17 protein-coding genes are annotated in these 17,427 nt (G+C 42.5%); all 17 read right to left on the reverse strand.

Going from position 1 to position 17,427, the window contains the following annotated elements; translation table 11 throughout:
• Positions 1-112 precede the first annotated feature (112 nt).
• Positions 113-613 carry a hypothetical protein gene (locus N782_RS13920; RefSeq protein WP_036821281.1) on the reverse strand — a complete coding sequence of 167 codons (501 nt, stop codon included), beginning with the start codon at positions 611-613 and terminating at the stop codon, positions 113-115.
• A 127-nt stretch (positions 614-740) separates the two neighbouring features.
• Complete coding sequence (locus N782_RS13925; RefSeq protein ID WP_036821283.1) at positions 741-1,145, reverse strand: F0F1 ATP synthase subunit epsilon; 405 nt, start codon at positions 1,143-1,145, stop codon at positions 741-743.
• A gap of 278 nt (positions 1,146-1,423) precedes the next feature.
• A complete protein-coding gene (gene atpD / locus N782_RS13930; protein WP_036821285.1) occupies positions 1,424-2,839 on the reverse strand; it encodes a F0F1 ATP synthase subunit beta in 1,416 nt (471 codons plus the stop codon).
• A 43-nt stretch (positions 2,840-2,882) separates the two neighbouring features.
• Positions 2,883-3,746, reverse strand: coding sequence for a F0F1 ATP synthase subunit gamma (locus N782_RS13935; protein WP_036821287.1), 864 nt, complete (start codon positions 3,744-3,746; stop codon positions 2,883-2,885).
• A 50-nt stretch (positions 3,747-3,796) separates the two neighbouring features.
• The gene (gene atpA / locus N782_RS13940) at positions 3,797-5,305 is read right to left on the reverse strand and encodes a F0F1 ATP synthase subunit alpha (protein ID WP_036821297.1); all 1,509 of its coding nucleotides are present in this window, start codon (positions 5,303-5,305) and stop codon (positions 3,797-3,799) included.
• 18 nt (positions 5,306-5,323) lie between these two features.
• Positions 5,324-5,869, reverse strand: a complete 546-nt coding sequence (locus N782_RS13945) for a F0F1 ATP synthase subunit delta (RefSeq protein ID WP_036821300.1) — start codon at positions 5,867-5,869, stop codon at positions 5,324-5,326.
• The gene (gene atpF, locus N782_RS13950) at positions 5,866-6,378 is read right to left on the reverse strand and encodes a F0F1 ATP synthase subunit B (RefSeq protein WP_036821379.1); all 513 of its coding nucleotides are present in this window, start codon (positions 6,376-6,378) and stop codon (positions 5,866-5,868) included. Before atpF ends, N782_RS13945 begins: the two co-directional genes overlap by 4 nt.
• A 198-nt stretch (positions 6,379-6,576) precedes the next feature.
• Positions 6,577-6,789 (reverse strand): F0F1 ATP synthase subunit C, encoded by a 213-nt coding sequence (gene atpE / locus N782_RS13955; protein WP_026799008.1) that lies wholly within the window; start codon positions 6,787-6,789, stop codon positions 6,577-6,579.
• 57 nt (positions 6,790-6,846) lie between these two features.
• Complete coding sequence (atpB, locus tag N782_RS13960; RefSeq protein ID WP_036821303.1) at positions 6,847-7,569, reverse strand: F0F1 ATP synthase subunit A; 723 nt, start codon at positions 7,567-7,569, stop codon at positions 6,847-6,849.
• A 23-nt stretch (positions 7,570-7,592) separates the two neighbouring features.
• Positions 7,593-7,964, reverse strand: a complete 372-nt coding sequence (locus tag N782_RS13965; protein ID WP_036821306.1) for an ATP synthase subunit I — start codon at positions 7,962-7,964, stop codon at positions 7,593-7,595.
• Position 7,965: 1 nt separating this feature from the next.
• Positions 7,966-8,184, reverse strand: coding sequence for an AtpZ/AtpI family protein (locus N782_RS13970; protein WP_420805596.1), 219 nt, complete (start codon positions 8,182-8,184; stop codon positions 7,966-7,968).
• Between the two features lie 453 nt (positions 8,185-8,637).
• Positions 8,638-10,815: a S8 family serine peptidase gene (locus N782_RS13975; protein WP_036821308.1), complete on the reverse strand. Its 2,178-nt coding sequence runs from the start codon at positions 10,813-10,815 to the stop codon at positions 8,638-8,640.
• A 577-nt stretch (positions 10,816-11,392) separates the two neighbouring features.
• The gene (locus N782_RS13985) at positions 11,393-11,977 is read right to left on the reverse strand and encodes a hypothetical protein (protein ID WP_036821313.1); all 585 of its coding nucleotides are present in this window, start codon (positions 11,975-11,977) and stop codon (positions 11,393-11,395) included.
• 431 nt (positions 11,978-12,408) lie between these two features.
• Positions 12,409-13,563 carry a non-hydrolyzing UDP-N-acetylglucosamine 2-epimerase gene (gene wecB, locus N782_RS13990; RefSeq protein ID WP_036821385.1) on the reverse strand — a complete coding sequence of 385 codons (1,155 nt, stop codon included), beginning with the start codon at positions 13,561-13,563 and terminating at the stop codon, positions 12,409-12,411.
• A 22-nt stretch (positions 13,564-13,585) separates the two neighbouring features.
• On the reverse strand, positions 13,586-14,215 hold the full coding sequence (upp, locus tag N782_RS13995) for a uracil phosphoribosyltransferase (protein ID WP_036821315.1): 630 nt from the start codon (positions 14,213-14,215) through the stop codon (positions 13,586-13,588).
• Positions 14,216-14,626: 411 nt separating this feature from the next.
• The gene (locus tag N782_RS14000) at positions 14,627-15,925 is read right to left on the reverse strand and encodes a globin-coupled sensor protein (protein WP_036821318.1); all 1,299 of its coding nucleotides are present in this window, start codon (positions 15,923-15,925) and stop codon (positions 14,627-14,629) included.
• Positions 15,926-16,154: 229 nt separating this feature from the next.
• Positions 16,155-17,396 carry a serine hydroxymethyltransferase gene (locus N782_RS14005; RefSeq protein ID WP_036821320.1) on the reverse strand — a complete coding sequence of 414 codons (1,242 nt, stop codon included), beginning with the start codon at positions 17,394-17,396 and terminating at the stop codon, positions 16,155-16,157.
• Positions 17,397-17,427 lie beyond the last annotated feature (31 nt).

Consider the following 17,427-nt stretch of genomic DNA (forward strand, 5'->3'; position numbering starts at 1 on the left):
GCCCTTTTTTTATGTCTTACTTTTTTACACAATTATATAGACTTAATCCTGATATGCGTGGGTTTGGCTCATATATGCGTGACTTCCATCCCGACATGCTTAAATTTCTTTCCTAAAAGGTATATCGATCTTTCCTTTTCTTATCCGCCACTTTCCTCATGATATCCGCTCTTTCCCTCTCTTTATCCGTCACTTCATCACCATTATCCGCTTCTTCTCCTACTTTATCCGCCACTTCCCTCTCGATATCCGCTCCTTTTCTTCCTTTATCCGCCACTTCCTTCTCGATATCCGCTCCTTTCCCTACTTTATCCGTCACTTCTCCATCGTTATCCGCTCCTTCCCCTCTCTTATCCGTCACTTCTCCATCGTTATCCGCTTCTTTCCCTACTTTATCCGTCACTCCTACATCGTTATCCGCTCCTTCCCCTCTCTTATCCGTCACTTCTCCATCGTTATCCGCTCCTTTTCTTCCTTTATCCGCCACTTCCTTCTCGATATCCGCTCCTTCCCTTCTCTTATCCGTCACTTCTCCATCATTATCCACTCCTTCCCCTCTCTTATCCGTCACTTCATCACCATTATCCGCTTCTTTCCCTACTTTATCCGTCACTCCTCCATCATTATCCGCTCCTTCCCCGTCAATCCCACCTCACTCTGCACTCCCTCAACCCCCTCCCCTCCACAAAACACAAAAAAGCCTTAGCGCCACCGCGTCCGGTGGTGCTAAGGCTTTTTGTTTATGAACCTTGTTTCAGGTCTAAACGGTTTAGTGCACGTTTAAGTGCTAGTTCTGCCCGTTTGAAATCAATGTCGTCTTGCTTCGTTTGTAGGCGTCGTTCTGCCCGTTCTTTTGCTCGTTGAGCTCGCTCTAGGTCGATATCGGAAGGACGTTCAGCTGATTCCGCTAGAATCGTTACCTTTTCAGGTCGAACTTCTAGAAAACCACCACTAACAGCAATAAGCTCCGATGATTGTTCGCCGCCTTTAAGGCGTACACCGCTTATCGTTAATGGAGCCACGAGTGGGATGTGTCCAGGCAAGATACCCAGTTCCCCATTCTCCGATTTACAACTTACCATCTCGAACGAATCTTCTAAAACCGGGCCATCAGGAGTGACAACACTCACAGTTAGTGTTTTCAAGTTTAACCCCCCTTGGGCTGGAATGAAGCGACTCGTGCATCAGCAACTGTCGCTAAACCCAATGTCTAAGTAATATTTAAATTAGACGCTGTAGTAAATGCTACGATGCGACTCAAGGCCACATCCAGAGTCAGCACCCTGCCGACAAATGATTTATTCAGCCAGTTATACAAAACAGTAATATCGATTCCCTGTAGAGAGTTCGTCGCATTAACATTTTGCATCCGGGGCATCACATGCATAGGTCGCCAATCGGGTGCTTATCCTTTAGCATTTGCTTATTGTTCCATTGTTTTGGCTTTTTCAACTACGTCTTCAATACGACCTACTAGACGGAATGCATCTTCTGGAAGATCGTCATATTTGCCGTCAAGGATCTCTTTAAAGCCTTTAACAGTTTCAGATACAGGAACGTAAGAACCTTTTTGACCTGTGAACTGCTCAGCTACGTGGAAGTTCTGAGATAAGAAGAACTGAATACGGCGAGCACGGGATACAGTTTGCTTGTCCTCGTCGGAAAGCTCGTCCATACCTAAGATAGCAATAATATCTTGTAGTTCTTTGTAACGTTGTAGCGTACTTTGTACCTGACGTGCTACGTCGTAGTGTTCTTCCCCTACTACGGCTGCGTCTAGAGCACGAGATGTGGATGCAAGTGGATCCACTGCTGGGTAGATACCCATCTCAGAAAGTTTACGCTCAAGGTTTGTTGTCGCATCTAAGTGTGCGAACGTTGTTGCTGGTGCAGGGTCTGTATAGTCATCGGCAGGTACGTAAATCGCCTGGATAGAGGTTACGGAACCTTTATCAGTAGATGTGATACGCTCCTGTAGTTGACCCATCTCTGTAGCTAGTGTTGGCTGATAACCAACGGCTGATGGCATACGTCCAAGAAGTGCGGACACCTCTAGACCACCCTGTGTGAAACGGAAGATGTTGTCGATAAAGAATAGTACGTCCTGACCTTGCTCATCACGGAAGTATTCCGCCATTGTAAGACCAGAAAGTGCTACACGCATACGAGCTCCTGGTGGTTCGTTCATCTGACCAAACACCATCGCTGTTTTCTTGATAACACCAGAATCCGTCATTTCCCAGTATAGGTCGTTACCTTCACGGGTACGTTCCCCTACACCTGCGAATACGGAAATACCACCGTGCTCTTGGGCGATGTTGTTGATTAGTTCCTGGATTAGTACCGTTTTACCAACTCCTGCACCACCAAATAGACCGATCTTACCACCTTTGATGTATGGAGCAAGTAAGTCTACAACTTTAATTCCTGTTTCAAGAATTTCCGTTTCTGTTGCTAGGTTTTCGAATACTGGAGCCGAACGGTGAATTGGATCACGGCGTACGTCTTCAGCTAATGGTTCATCAAGATCAATATTATTACCTAATACATTAAATACACGGCCTAGTGTTGCTTCTCCTACTGGTACGGAAATCGGTGCACCCGTATCTACTACGTCTAGGCCACGAACAAGTCCTTCTGTAGATGCCATCGCTACGGTACGAACCGCGTCGTCACCTAGGTGTAGTGCCACTTCAAGCGTGACATCAACGCTTACTTCGGATTCGTTTTGCGCATCGTAACGGACAGTTAACGCGTTATTGATTTCTGGGAGATGCCCACTTTCAAATTGCACGTCAACAACTGGTCCCATTACCTGTGTAATGCGTCCTTTGCTCATGGATTTCCCTCCTAACTTACTTTCAGTACGTTCTTCCCAATACCTATTCTAAGGCTGCAGCTCCGCCGACAATTTCAGTGATTTCTTGGGTAATGGCAGCTTGACGAGCTCGGTTATAAGACAACGTTAGGTCATCAATTAACTCATCAGCATTATCTGTAGCAGCTTTCATCGCTGTCATACGAGCAGCGTGTTCACTTGCTTTCCCATCAACTAGCGCGCCATAAATCAAGCTCTCTGCGTACTGAGGTAAAAGAGCCTTCAGTATCGTATCTTGATCTGGCTCATATTCATATGAGCTCTTCGGTTGCGTTGCTTCAGTTGAAATGTTGGTTAGTGGGAGCAATTTCGTGCCTCTTACTTCTTGGGTAATAGCACTTACATAGTGATTGTAATAAATGTAAAGCTCATCAATTGTTTCGTCTGAGTAAAGCTGGACAGCTTCACTTGCGATATCTTTAATATCCGCAAAGTCTGGCTGGTCAGCAAGCCCAGTAATTTCGGATTCAATTGGCATATTGCGCTTCGCAAAGAAATCCCGTCCGATACGTCCCATCGGAATAACCGTATATTCATCTTTAGAGCTATGACGCTCATGAATATGGCGGTTTACGGTGCGTAGTACGCTACTGTTATATGCCCCTGCAAGACCACGGTCTGATGTGATTACAATGTATCCTGTCTTCTTCACTGGTCGACTTTTCAACATTGGATGATCAACATCTACACCACCGTTTGCGATAGATGCCACTACTTCCTGAATTTTCTCCATGTACGGATTAAAGGCTTTCGCATTTTGCTCAGCCTTATTCAGTTTGGATGCAGAGACCATTTCCATCGCTTTTGTAATCTGTTTCGTTTTCTTAGTGGATGTAATCCGTGATTTTATATCTCTAAGGGATGCCACGCTGTTTCACCACCCTTTCTGCAAAGGTTGCTTCCTCTTGCTACATGTACTTATTCAGAAACAACAAATGTTTTCTTGAATTCTTCCACAGCACTATTGAAGTCATCTTTTTCTGGAAGCTTACCTGTACTGCGAATCTGGTCATAAAGTTCAGATTTGTTTTTGCCGATCCAATCTTGAAGCTCTGATTCAAAGCGTTGGATGTCAGCTACTGGAATATCGTCTAAATATCCATTTACAAGTGCATAGATAATCGCAACCTGCTTCTCAACTGCAAGTGGTTTGTGAAGTCCCTGTTTTAGTACTTCAACTGTACGGGCACCACGGTTTAGCTTCGCTTGTGTCGCTTTATCAAGGTCAGAACCGAACTGTGCAAAGGCTTCAAGCTCACGGAAAGATGCAAGGTCCAAACGAAGTGTACCTGCTACCTTTTTCATGGCTTTGATCTGCGCGGAACCACCAACACGAGATACGGACTGTCCTGCGTTAATCGCTGGGCGTACACCTGAGAAGAACAAGTCAGATTGTAAGAAAATCTGTCCGTCTGTAATGGAAATTACGTTTGTTGGGATATAAGCAGAAATGTCACCTGCTTGTGTTTCGATGAATGGAAGTGCCGTTAAGGAACCGCCACCTTTATCATCACTTAGCTTCGCTGCACGCTCTAGAAGGCGAGAGTGAAGGTAGAATACGTCACCAGGGAATGCTTCACGGCCTGGAGGACGGCGTAAAAGTAGGGAAAGTTCACGGTATGCTGCTGCTTGTTTTGTAAGGTCATCATACACAACAAGTACGTGCTTACCGTTATACATGAACTCTTCACCCATGGATACACCTGCATATGGTGCTAGGTATAGTAGTGGTGCTGGCTGGGAAGCACTTGCTGTTACAACGATTGTGTAATCTAGCGCTCCATGCTTACGAAGTGTTTCAACAGTACTACGTACAGTTGATTCCTTCTGACCAATCGCAACATAGATACAGATCATATCTTGATCCTTCTGGTTCAAGATTGTATCTAGTGCAACGGACGTTTTACCAGTTTGACGGTCACCGATGATTAACTCACGCTGACCACGGCCGATTGGAACAAGTGCGTCAATTGCTTTAACACCTGTTTGTAGTGGCTCATCAACGGATTTACGGTCCATAACTCCTGGTGCTGGAGACTCGATTGGACGTGTTTTCGTTGTTTCAGCTGGTCCTCTACCATCAACAGGTTGTCCTAGTGGGTTAACAACACGACCTAATAGCTCGTCTCCTACTGGAACCTGCATGATACGACCTGTACGGCGTACTTCGTCGCCTTCACGAATTTCTGTAAATTCACCTAGAATAATAATACCTACGTTATTTTCTTCAAGGTTTTGTGCCATTCCCATGACACCATTAGCAAATTCAACTAGCTCACCTGACATGACGTTATCAAGGCCATGCGCACGAGCAATACCGTCACCAACTTGGATAACAGTACCTACATCGTTGACTTCAATTTCAGAATCATAGTTTTCAATTTGCTGCTTAATCAGCGAACTGATCTCTTCAGCTTTGATGCTCATGCAATTTCACCCCTATCATCATTTGTTTGCAGAAACCAATTTCCGTTCCATACGCTCTAACTTACCACTCACACTACCATCATAAATACGGTTTCCAATCTTCAGCTTTAAGCCGCCTAGGATGGATGGATCTACAATGTTGTGAATGCGAAGGGTGTTTTTGTTGAGCTTGTTTGTAAAGACGTCTTGAATGGCTTTTTCTTCGTCTTGACTCAATGTACGAACAGAGTAGACTTCTGCTTCTGCAATCCCGCGTGCTTCATTGTTCAATGAAATGAACTCATCTACCATTGTTGGAATAACGGCTTCACGGTGACGATCCATTAGAAGATCTAATGTGTGTGTCACTTCTGTAGAATACCCTTGAAACGCTTCATGAAGAAGCTGCTTCTTCTTATTCTGCTCAATGCGGGGATGCTTAAGGAAATCTATTAATTGATCATTAGAACGGAAGACTTCACGAATCGTGCGAAGTTCTTCTTCGAGTTTTTCAAGCTTTGAATGTTCTTGTCCGAGTTGAAAAAGAGCAGTTGCATAGCGTTTACCTACGACTTCATTACTCATCGCTCTTCCCCTAACTCTTTAATGTATTCATTGATTAGTTGTTCTTGATCTTGCTCACTTAGTTCCTTCTCAATTACTTTGCTAGCAATTTGTACGGACAAGGTAGCAACATGATCTTGAAGTGCTTGAATTGCTTTATCTTTTTCAGCTTCGATTTCTTCACGAGCTGATTCTTTAATACGATCGCCCTCAGCACGTGCTGAGTTTAGGATTTCTTGCTCCTGCTCTTTCGCTGTCTTTCTTGCTTCCTCGATAATTTGATGCGCTTCTTGGCGTGTCTTTTTCAACTCTTCTTGAGCTTCCTGAGACATACGCTCTGCATCCTGGCGGTTTTTCTCAGCCGTATCGATTTCGTTTGCAATGTGATCTTCACGCTCTTTCATGACATTCATTAATGGTGTCCAAGCAAAGATACGTAGAAGAACGAGTAACACAATAAACATAACCAACTGGAAAAGCATATCTCCAACTAGTAACCCTTCGCCGCCTCCAGCTCCGAGTACTAGCATACCAGCTAATGATTGCACAGCCTACACTCCTTTCACACTTATCTGTAACAGGCTTTACATTAGAAAAACCCGGCATATTGCCCTATTAAGGCAACTGTCGAAGTTTTTCTATGGTTTCTGTATAACATTTTCTTAAAAGGTATAAGGAATGGCGAAGATTCTACTAGACGAACTTCGCCATCTTACATTCTTGCGTGCTTATTGACCCATTACGATAAATGCGATAACAACGCCGATGATTGGTACTGCTTCAACTAGTGCAACACCGATGAACATTGTTGTTTGAAGTGCACTACGTAATTCTGGTTGACGCGCAATCCCTTCAACTGTACGACTCACGATAAGACCGTTACCAATACCAGCACCTAGTGCCGCTAAACCTACTGCAATTGCAGCTGCTAATAAACCCATGATTAAATTCCTCCTCTTAGATATGAAAAAAATAGATTATTGATATTTATTTAATTTTTAATGGTCTTCGCTCACTTTGTGAGACATATACACCATTGTTAACATAGTGAAAATGAACGCCTGAATGGCACCCACAAATGTACTAAAGCCTTGCCAAGCTAGCATTGGAATAGCTCCTCCTAAGAAGCCTCCTACTCCGCTTGCCATTAAGCTTGCAAGTAACCCTAGAAGAATTTCACCCGCATAAATGTTACCGAATAAACGAAGACCTAATGTAAGCGTATTCGCAAATTCCTCGATAATCTTTAGCGGAAATAAGAAAGGCATTGGGCGTAGGAAATCTTTCCCGTACTCATTCAAACCTTTCAGTTTAATACCATAATAGTGGGATAAAACGACAACCAACGTGGCTAGCGTTAAGGTGATCCCTGCATCTGATGTTGGGGATTTCCACCAAAGTGTATGATCGACAACGACCATGGTGACAACCCCTAGCATATTGGAGATAAAAATGTAGGTGAGTAATGTTAACCCTAAAGGTAAAAACAATTTCCCTGTTCTCCAATCCATGGTGCTGCCAATGATTCCTTTTACGAAATCAATGATCCACTCCATGAAGTTTTGCATTCCTCTTGGTTTTTGCTGCAAACTTCTGGAGGATGCAACCCCTAAGATGAACACAATAATTGAAGCGATGGTTACCATTAGGACAGTAGATAGATTAAAGTCTAACCATGGTATCCCAAAGACATCCAACGCATATGGATTTTCGTGATCCAACTTATTCACCTCTCTTCCTTAAGCTAGTCTCTAAGTTTAGAAAAAAGAAATTCTATCATAATAACAACATAGGTTGTCATTAATCCAATTACTACCGCGATTAAATGGAAATGTTGATTAAATCGAAGTGCGATGAGAATGGCTAGACCTCCAGCGGCAAAGCGTGAAAATGAACCTAATGCTCTTCCGGTTCTATTTTCTGATGCAGCTTGTCCGATGTGGTTAACTTTTCGGTGCATGAGCCAGAGGTTAAAAAAGCTAAATAAAGCTCCTAGAATCAGGCCGAGGAAGATGTGTTGATACGGTAAAAACCCCCATCCCAGTACTAGTAAAGCGAGAAGGTATAGCATCCATTTTCTTTGGCGAGTCATCATGGTCTGGAATTGTTCTGGCATGTCAATCTTCTCCTGTGTATTTCCGCACCAAATGAATGGTTCCGTATGTACCTGCGGCTAATCCTGCAAATAAACCTAGGATTAAAAATAGTGGTGATGTGGTAAACTGGTTATCGAGCCAACGGCCAAAAAAAATTCCTACTAATGTACAGCCTGCTAATTGCGACAAAATGCCACTGGTTAGCGCCATTGCTTTAAAAGGATTTTGATCAGCTGCCACGAAAACCGCTCCAATCGAGTTTTCATAGATTTCTGAAAAAATTGTCGAATTATGAAAACCTTATCATTCCACACTAAATTAGCATACAATAGGGGTTTTCTATTGTCAATGCAGTTGTGAGGAAAAGTAACCAATGTAAAAAAAATGAAATTTTCTACATAAATCGTTTCGAAGTATTTTTACAAGATTACTAGGAATTTTTCCACAAATTCATCTTTTCACAAACTCAAACTCATCTAAAATTGTACACAAATCCTCTAAACAATTCAAAGCTTTTTTGGACTTTTCTACTGTTAATCTTTTCTAAAATTTTCACCATAACATTTCCTGATTCCTAGATGCCCTCCATACAGTTCCGTAAAGCCATACTATGTCGAAAAAAGGTTGGCCAACACTCATAGAAAAAACATCGCCCTAGAGTATGAGCGATGTTTTTTTAATGTAACAAGTTACTTATGGGTGTTCGGTTCCAATCATGACAGGGGTTTCAAATGTTTGGGTGATGTCGTCTTTCTTAAGTGTTAATACAGCTAAATAGACACCTGGTGCACCAGCTTGTTCTTTCGTCAACGTTCCTTTTAGTACCCCTCGTTCTACATCTTTTGTGTCGAGTAGCGGTCTGATATATCGTAACGTGTCTGGGTTGTACAAGTCGATTTCCAATTCATCTGCTGCGAGTGGTAAGTAGACCTGATATTGATATTCTTCTTTTGTAAAAGGCATCAATGTTAATTCGAGGCCCATTGCTCTCGGGAATTCTGTTTCCTTGGTGAGGATTAAGTATGGAAGTTCATACGTACGGTGATTATCCTCCAACGTAATCCAGCCCTCTACATATTGCTTGTCACCTTGTAATTTTTCCTGATCAACGGTGACGGATATCGGTACAGATTTCTTTTCATTTGGCTCCAGTGTGAACGATAGTGGAACTTGAAAAAGAAGTCCTCGAGTTGCTTTTGGTGGAGTAAAAACATATCGCTGTGATTCGTTTCGTTTATTTTCAATCGTAACTCTGGCGGTCCGCCGTTCTTTATGTTCCAATACACGCCCAAAGGCTAGGCGACCGTTGTGTATAAACGAACTGGGTTCTAATGCTTCTATTGGCTGCATGCGTCCCATTCCCTGTGCGATTGGCGAGACATTTTTTCCATCTTCCTCTAAAGGAATAGCTGTAGATAAAAGAGCAGCTTTTAACTCTTTGGGTCCCCACTCTGGATGCGCTTCTTTTAACAGAGCAAGCGCGCCAGCTACATGAGGCGAGGCCATACTCGTTCCTTGTAGCTCCATGTATCCGCCGGGAATGGTACTTTTTATCGCAACACCCGGGGCCATAATGTCAGGCTTAATATCCCAGTTCCATGTAACAGGTCCTTTTGAGCTAAAAGGCGCTACTGTATCCACTTCTGTCTCATATTTTGTATCAATCCATTGTCCTTCTTTTACAATGTGTTCTTTTAGCCACTCCCCATCCTGTTGCGACAAGGCGGCTACTGGAATCGAAAGCTCCTCCTCTATTCCTCCTTGAAAAGCACCTTCTTCATTATTATAAATCAAAACCCCGATGGCTCCTGACTGTTCGGCTATTTTTGCTTTTTGTGTAAACGTAATGTCGCCACGTTCCATGAGCACCAGCTTATGCTTCATCGAGGCGAGAGGTTTCTTGCCGAGGCCAGCATCAACGATTTCATATTTTTTTGTAATATTCCATGGAGTCGACCCAGCCATTGGCGTGAGTTGAATCGCTTTTCGTTCTAACGAGTCATATAGATAAGGAAGTTTCAGAGGTGGTGTGGAGGCTCCTACAGCAATAGCATTCGTTGCGGTTGCAGGGGATCCAACGGTCCAATGCTCTGGACCAGAGTTTCCACCCGAAATAACCATCGCCACTCCCATATCTACCGCTTTGTTCACAGCTAAACTTGTTGGCCAGTCTGGACCATTCACCGTATTTCCAAGCGATAAGTTAATGATATCCATCCCATCTTCTACCGCTTGTTCAATTGCGGCGATAACATGTACGGATGTCCCTACACCACCAGGTCCCAACGCACGATACCCATACAATTCAGCATCCGGAGCAATTCCTTTTATGTTCCCATTAGCCCCAATGATCCCAGCTACATGGGTACCATGCACAGTTGGCACACCTTGTTCGGCAGTCGTTTCCATCGGATCCTCATCCAAATCGACAACATCATATCCTCCACGATAATTCACTTTTAAATCCGGGTGATCATAATCGATACCTGTATCAATGACCCCTACCTTCACCCCTTCACCTGTATAGGGAATTTTTCCAATACGATGGTCCTCTTCCATGATAAAAGGAACACTTTCATCGATGTGAACCTTATAGGATTGAACAGGAAATGAATGCTTGATAAAGTTCGCTTTCTCTAACCGCTCAATATCCCGCACGTCCCCTTTTAGCGCAATTCCTAGTAAAAGCTTGTCGTACACATGTACAACCTGTATTCGAGGATAATACGTTTTAATATGCTGTTCCCACTTTCGCACATCATCTTCTACCTCAATAATAATGGACTTCTCTTCCCCTACTGCATCCGTGCTCAAAGGCAGCACAGCCATCAAACAAATGCACATAACCATAACGCGAATCCACATACTCATGCCGCCCCTTCTTTTCTTATATCGTTTGATGAGAGGCGTATTTTCATACATGAGATTGGGAAGAGATTTTTGAAGTGGGTTATGGTGACTTGGTTCGAGATACTCTAGTTATTGCAAGGATAGGATATGTAGTGGGAGCAGATGTGAAAAGAGAGAGGTTATATGATTGGGAAGTGAGCATATTCCACTTTGAACCAAGCATAAACGATTGTGAAGCGAGCTTATCCCACTTTGAACCGAGCATAAGCGATTGTGAAGCGAGCTTATCCCACTTTGAACCGAGCATAAGCGATTGCGATGCGAGCATATCCCATTTTGAACCGAGCATAAACGTTTGTGATGCGAGCATATCCCACTTTGAACCGAGCATAAGTGACTGCGATGCGAGCATATCTCACTTTGAACCGAGCATAAGCGATTGTGATGCGAGCATATCGCAACCCAAACCGAGCAAAAATTTACTCCAGTACTATGAAAAAAGCTCACACAAACAAAAGCGCAAGCGCCCTGCTAGCGACGTATATGCTGCGGCACACACGACGTGGGTTGGTTCGATGTTGATACGTGATGTTCAATTCTAATCTGGTTGATAAGCATCTTGATATATATCAGTAGAATCTTTATTAATATGCGTTATTATTATTTCCTTTAACTCAGACATAGTTATGTTTGGATTCTCCTGATTAGTTTTAGAAGAGTACAGTGCATTTTTGGTATCTACCATATACCCTTTTAATGTTTGCAACAACGTCAATTCCTCTTCATCCAGTTGACCATCTTCGCTTAATGGCGGCACATAAAATGATACATCACCACTCATCTTATACCCATACAAAAAATTAGATGCCTCTCGGAAAAACCTAGTTGGATAAATGTCGTGGCTTAAAAAGCTGTATCCATTATCAACAATTGTGTTCGTTTTTAATAATTCATTTTCTAATCTACCAATCGCGTCATTCAACTCCTCATCCTCTAGTTTACCTTCAAGTAATGTGTCAACTTTTTTTATTGACATATCAAGGGAGTGATAAAAGTGATTAAGGAATAAATCAAATTGTCTCTGTTCTTCCTTGTATTCTTTAAAATATAAATACGAGGAGACACATAGAGTAATTGTCATAATACTGATTAAGTAAGTTAAAAATTTTTTTGGATTTTTCATAAATCCCTTCCCCCCTTGTTCGTTCAATAAAATCTGGTATGAACTTAATTTTTTCTATATCTCTTAGAAAGCCTAAATTTGTAACTATTCTGCCGTGTTAGTTTAAGTACATTCCTTCACAAAGTCTACATATGTAGTTAAACACTAAGTCTTTTATACCTACAAAATCTTACAATTTACTATACTAAATAACATTGGTTTTAAACATGGTTTTAGCATCATTTTAACTTGCGAACAATAGCTGTTGTCCAGTTGCTAATTACTATGCTGAAAACGTTGTTATTTCAAACGTTAAACAACAATAAACCTTGTCATATCAATAAAAAGAAACATGCGAATCCCTGTGTGAATTCGCATGTTAAATGGCTTGCTATTTTCATTTTTCTACCTCTGAACCGAACTACTTAAAGTCGAGTCCCTGCTTTTTACTCTTAATCATCTTTTGTTGTAAATGGTGCTGGTCGTTCTTCTCTATGGTTGTAAAAATAACGAATTGCTTCGCAAATGCGGCTGGACGCTTCTCCGTCGCCGTATGGGTTGGAGGCTTTGGACATGCTTTCAAAGGCTTCGTCGTTTGAAAGGATCTCGTTTGCCATAGAGAAGATATTGTCTTCGTCGGTTCCAGCTAGTTTAAGTGTGCCGGCTTTAATGCCTTCTGGACGTTCGGTTGTATCACGCAGGACGAGTACTGGTACGCCAAGGGATGGTGCTTCTTCTTGGACGCCGCCGCTGTCAGTAAGGATTAAATGGGATCGGGACGCAAAGTTGTGGAAGTCGATAACATCCAGTGGTTGGATGAGATGAATGCGATCATCATTACCTAAAATCTCATTTGCGGTTTCTTGGACAACTGGATTCAAGTGTACCGGATATACTACTTCTACGTCCTCATGCGTATCGACTAAACGCTTGATGGCACTGAACATTTGGCGCATTTTATCGCCTAGGTTTTCACGACGGTGCGCGGTAACCAAGACGAGGCGCTTGTCCTCTGCTTTTTTCAAAATGTCATGGGTATAATCATCTTTTACCGTAGTTTTCAGGGCATCAATGGCTGTGTTTCCTGTTACAAAAATACGTTCTTCTGGTTTGTTTTCATCCAGCAAATTCTGTTTGGACTGGTTCGTTGGTGTGAAGTGTAGATCTGCCATTACGCCTGTTAGCTGTCGATTCATTTCTTCAGGGAATGGAGAATACTTATTCCACGTACGTAAGCCTGCTTCGACGTGTCCAACGGGGATTTGGTTGTAGAATGCAGCAAGACTTGCCGCAAACGTAGTAGTTGTATCTCCGTGGACTAAAACCATGTCAGGCTTCGTTTCTTTCATAACCTCGTCTAACCCTTCCATCGCTCTTGTCGTAATCTGCGCTAAGGTTTGACGGGATTTCATAATATTTAAATCGTAGTCCGGTTCTACACCAAAAATCGATAGCACCTGATCTAGCATTTCACGGTGCTGGGCAGTTACCGTGACAATTGGTTCGAATTGGTCTGAACGTTTTTTGAGTTCAAGTACAAGTGGAGCCATTTTAATTGCTTCCGGCCTTGTCCCAAAAATCGTCATCACCTTAATAGGCTGGCTCATGTCATTCACTCCAAATTCGACGTTATTTTGTTCCAAATAGGCGGTCGCCTGCGTCACCAAGACCTGGGACAATGTATCCTTTTTCGTTTAGCTTCTCATCAAGTGCTGCAAGATAAATATCTACGTCTGGATGCTCTTGATGAACTTCCTCTACCCCTTCAGGAGCAGCTACTAAACACATTAAACGGATTTGCTTTGCGCCGCGTTTTTTCAAGGATTCGATTGCTTCATTCGCAGATCCTCCCGTTGCAAGCATCGGATCAATTACAATTAATTCACGCTCTTCGATGTCGCTTGGAAGCTTCACATAGTATTCAACTGGCTTCAACGTTTCAGGGTCACGATATAGGCCAACATGTCCTACTTTTGCAGCAGGAATTAAATTTAACATGCCATCAACCATGCCTAGCCCTGCACGTAAAATTGGAACGATTCCTAGCTTCTTACCAGCAAGCACTTTAGCAGTTGCTTCTGATACAGGTGTCTGAATTTGCACTTCTTCTAGTGGCAAATCACGAGTGATTTCAAAAGCCATTAGCGTCGCAACTTCATCTACTAACTCACGAAAGTCTTTTGTACCTGTTTCTGTCTTTCGTATGTAAGTTAATTTGTGTTGAATGAGAGGGTGATCTAAAACGTGTACGTTACCCATGAGCCAATCTCTCCTTTATGAATAGTTTGCATCCTTGAAATTGTACTGAATATTTTCGTTTGTTTCAAGGAGGGGCATTCAATCTCTTGTTTCAGTATACCCTTAAATGAGCGCTTCATCGAGTATCTAAATTAATTCTATTTTGGCTGGAGAGATTCGTGCTTCGAGCAGGGGTGTGGGGTGCTGTCGCTCATATATTTGAAAAGTCGCTCTTATATCGAGGATCTCGCTCATATTTCCGTTCTCGCTCTTATATCAAAAATGTCGCTCATAAACTCACCCACCAGCTCCTCACAAACGCAAAAAAACCGCCATCGTCCTCTACAAATCCTGTAGTCGGAGTGGCGGTTGGTTTCGTTGATGTATGTTGGACGATTTCATACGTATGTCCCTTCTATGTTGTAAAAATTTTTACTGGTCTGCTTTGGTGAGGAGTGTTTGCGATAAGGTGGACAGGCTATCTGTTGTGCTGTTGATATCGCGGATGGCGTCAACGATGGTATCTAAATCCTGTTTATTGCGGCCAAACATATCGATGTATTGGTCCATTTCCATGCGAACGGTGGTAAGTCCATTTGTTACTTGTTTCATATCGCTTTGGGAACGTGCTGTGGATTGATTCATTTCTTGCATAGATGTGAGTAGTTCATCAATGTTTGTGTTGCTCTCAACGGTCTTATTTTTAATCTGATTGCTCATTTGTTTCGAGTTCTCTGCTAATTTACGAACTTCTTCGGCTACTACCGCAAATCCTTTTCCACTATCCCCTGCTCGCGCTGCTTCAATCGAAGCATTCAAAGCTAATAGATTGGTTTGATCAGAGATATCTTCAATGTTTTTTGTGATGGATGTAATTTCTTTTGAGATCTCTTCTAGTTTCTCCATGGTTTGCATGCTGTTATTAAATTGATCAAGCACTTCCTGGAATGATTCGATCATTTCTTGGACTTTCTTATCGTTTTGGTCCGTTAGCATAATCAGGTTCTTACTACTCTTTTGCGTTTTTTCCGTTTCGGCAAGAATGCTATCTGCCTTTTGAGATGTTTCATCCATCGACGCGTCTGTTTGTTGAACAGAGGCTGCAACTTCTTGGCTAATCGTCACTAGCTCTTGGCGTAATAATTCATTTTTTTGGTTAGCTTGTTCGATTTCATTGATTCGCACTTGCAGGTAATAATCGACTACTAATTGAGCATCTAAATTCAGGATATTTTGTACCGCAACCAATGTTTCACTTAGTTTCGCTGGTTCGTCCTGGTATAGCTCCACTACTTTCGGAATGAGTAACGAGCTAAGCGCAGAATAGGTTGCTAAAAACCACGCGATTGGTAGCTGCACGCCATTGTGGGTACTTCCAATACGCTTACGAAGCTCCATATACGCCTCATCGATTTCGCCAGAAAAAATACTATCAAAATAGCGGATGAACACCTTTTTCAACTGATTATTCGATGTATGAGCGTGGGCAATCCCCTTTAGTGTAGGGTGCTTGTACAAGTGTTCCAGCACGTTGTCCAACAACTCATCAGTCAATTCCAGCACGACAGGCTTTATTTCTTGTAATCTAGTTAAATGGGCCTTTGTTAAATGCATATAATGTAATCGTTGATTGAGATCCTCATTGCTTGTACGGATCTGTTCAACGTTTTGGTTATACGTTAAATCGGCAGTAAAACGGGGCTTCTTTTGCTTTCTCATTAATAGATTCATGTTTTCACCTCATTATTTTGTTTAACTTTTGTACAATTATTGTATAACTAATTATGAATGGTCGTATGTAAAAACACAAGCGATAATGGTTAAAAGGTCTCATATTTTTTTCTGATGTTGTAAAAAGAGCAGTTATGTAGGGGGTTGAGTAACAGGGCTGAATTTAGTCTTATTACCTATATGCACACAAAAAAGTGCCCCTCACCTATGAGGGGCACTCTGTAATCCATTATACTGTTTGATACATCGGGAATTGGCTTGTTAATTCTTGTACACGTTGTTTAGCTTCTTCTAGTTTCGCTTCGTCTTCATGATTGTTCAAGGTGAACGCAATGATAGATGCAATTTCATCCATTTCTTCCGCTTTGAAGCCTCTTGAAGTAACGGCTGCCGTTCCGATACGAAGGCCGCTTGTTACAAATGGACTTTCTGGGTCAAAAGGAATAGTGTTTTTGTTTGTTGTGATGCCGATATCATCTAATGCTTTCTCGGCCACTTTACCTGTAAGGTTCAATGGGCGAAGATCTAAAAGTAACAGGTGATTGTCTGTACCACCAGAAACAAGACGCACGCCTTCTTTTTGCAAGGTTTCACCAAGACGCTTCGCATTATCGACGATTTGTTGGCTGTACTGCTTAAAGTCGTCTTGAAGGGCTTCCTTGAAGCTTACTCCCTTAGCTGCGATAACATGCATAAGTGGTCCACCTTGTAGACCTGGGAATACGTTTTTATCGATTTTCTTTGCGTATTCCTCTTTACATAAAATCATTCCGCCACGAGGGCCACGTAATGTTTTATGCGTTGTAGTAGTAACGAAGTCAGCATATGGCACTGGGTTCGGGTGAACGCCTGTGGCAACTAGTCCTGCAATGTGTGCCATGTCGACCATTAAGTAAGCGCCAACTTCATCTGCAATTTCTTTGAATTTAGCAAAGTCAATGACACGGGAATAGGCACTAGCGCCTGCAACGATCATTTTTGGTTGTACCTCTTTTGCTTTTTCACGTACGACCTCATAATCGATGACCTCTGTTTCTTCATCTACCCCGTAATCCACAAAGTTATAGAGCTTACCACTGAAGTTTACACCACTACCATGTGTTAAGTGACCGCCATGATTGAGGTTCATACCTAGGACAGTGTCACCTGGTTCTAGCGCTGTAAAATAAACAGCCATGTTCGCTTGGGCACCGGAGTGGGGCTGCACATTGGCATGGTCTGCGTTAAACAATTGCTTCGCACGATCGCGGGCAAGGTTCTCCGCGATATCTACGTACTCACAACCACCATAGTAACGACGGCCTGGATAGCCTTCTGCATATTTGTTCGTAAGCACAGAACCTTGTGCTTCCATTACAGCCTCTGATACAAAGTTCTCTGAAGCAATCAGCTCAATCTTATCCTGCTGACGATCTTTTTCTAAATTAATCGCTTCTAACATTTCTGGATCTACTTGTTGTACGTGTTTCATTATTGGTCTCCCCCTTTACAATCATTGCCGC

This window comes from Pontibacillus yanchengensis Y32 (assembly GCF_000770635.1).
GTDB lineage: Bacteria > Bacillota > Bacilli > Bacillales > BH030062 > Pontibacillus > Pontibacillus yanchengensis.

Excerpts from the sequence above, each read along its gene's own strand:
- wecB (WP_036821385.1), bottom strand. The coding sequence starts at position 13,563 with ATGAGCCAGCCTATTAAGGTGATGACGATTTTTGGGACAAGGCCGGAA.
- N782_RS13965 (WP_036821306.1), bottom strand. The coding sequence starts at position 7,964 with ATGCCAGAACAATTCCAGACCATGATGACTCGCCAAAGAAAATGGATG.
- N782_RS13975 (WP_036821308.1), bottom strand. The coding sequence starts at position 10,815 with ATGAGTATGTGGATTCGCGTTATGGTTATGTGCATTTGTTTGATGGCT.
- upp (WP_036821315.1), bottom strand. The coding sequence starts at position 14,215 with ATGGGTAACGTACACGTTTTAGATCACCCTCTCATTCAACACAAATTA.
- atpA (WP_036821297.1), bottom strand. The coding sequence starts at position 5,305 with ATGAGCATCAAAGCTGAAGAGATCAGTTCGCTGATTAAGCAGCAAATT.
- atpD (WP_036821285.1), bottom strand. The coding sequence starts at position 2,839 with ATGAGCAAAGGACGCATTACACAGGTAATGGGACCAGTTGTTGACGTG.
- atpE (WP_026799008.1), bottom strand. The coding sequence starts at position 6,789 with ATGGGTTTATTAGCAGCTGCAATTGCAGTAGGTTTAGCGGCACTAGGT.
- N782_RS14005 (WP_036821320.1), bottom strand. The coding sequence starts at position 17,396 with ATGAAACACGTACAACAAGTAGATCCAGAAATGTTAGAAGCGATTAAT.
- atpF (WP_036821379.1), bottom strand. The coding sequence starts at position 6,378 with ATGCTAGTACTCGGAGCTGGAGGCGGCGAAGGGTTACTAGTTGGAGAT.
- N782_RS13945 (WP_036821300.1), bottom strand. The coding sequence starts at position 5,869 with ATGAGTAATGAAGTCGTAGGTAAACGCTATGCAACTGCTCTTTTTCAA.
- N782_RS13985 (WP_036821313.1), bottom strand. The coding sequence starts at position 11,977 with ATGAAAAATCCAAAAAAATTTTTAACTTACTTAATCAGTATTATGACA.
- N782_RS14000 (WP_036821318.1), bottom strand. The coding sequence starts at position 15,925 with ATGAATCTATTAATGAGAAAGCAAAAGAAGCCCCGTTTTACTGCCGAT.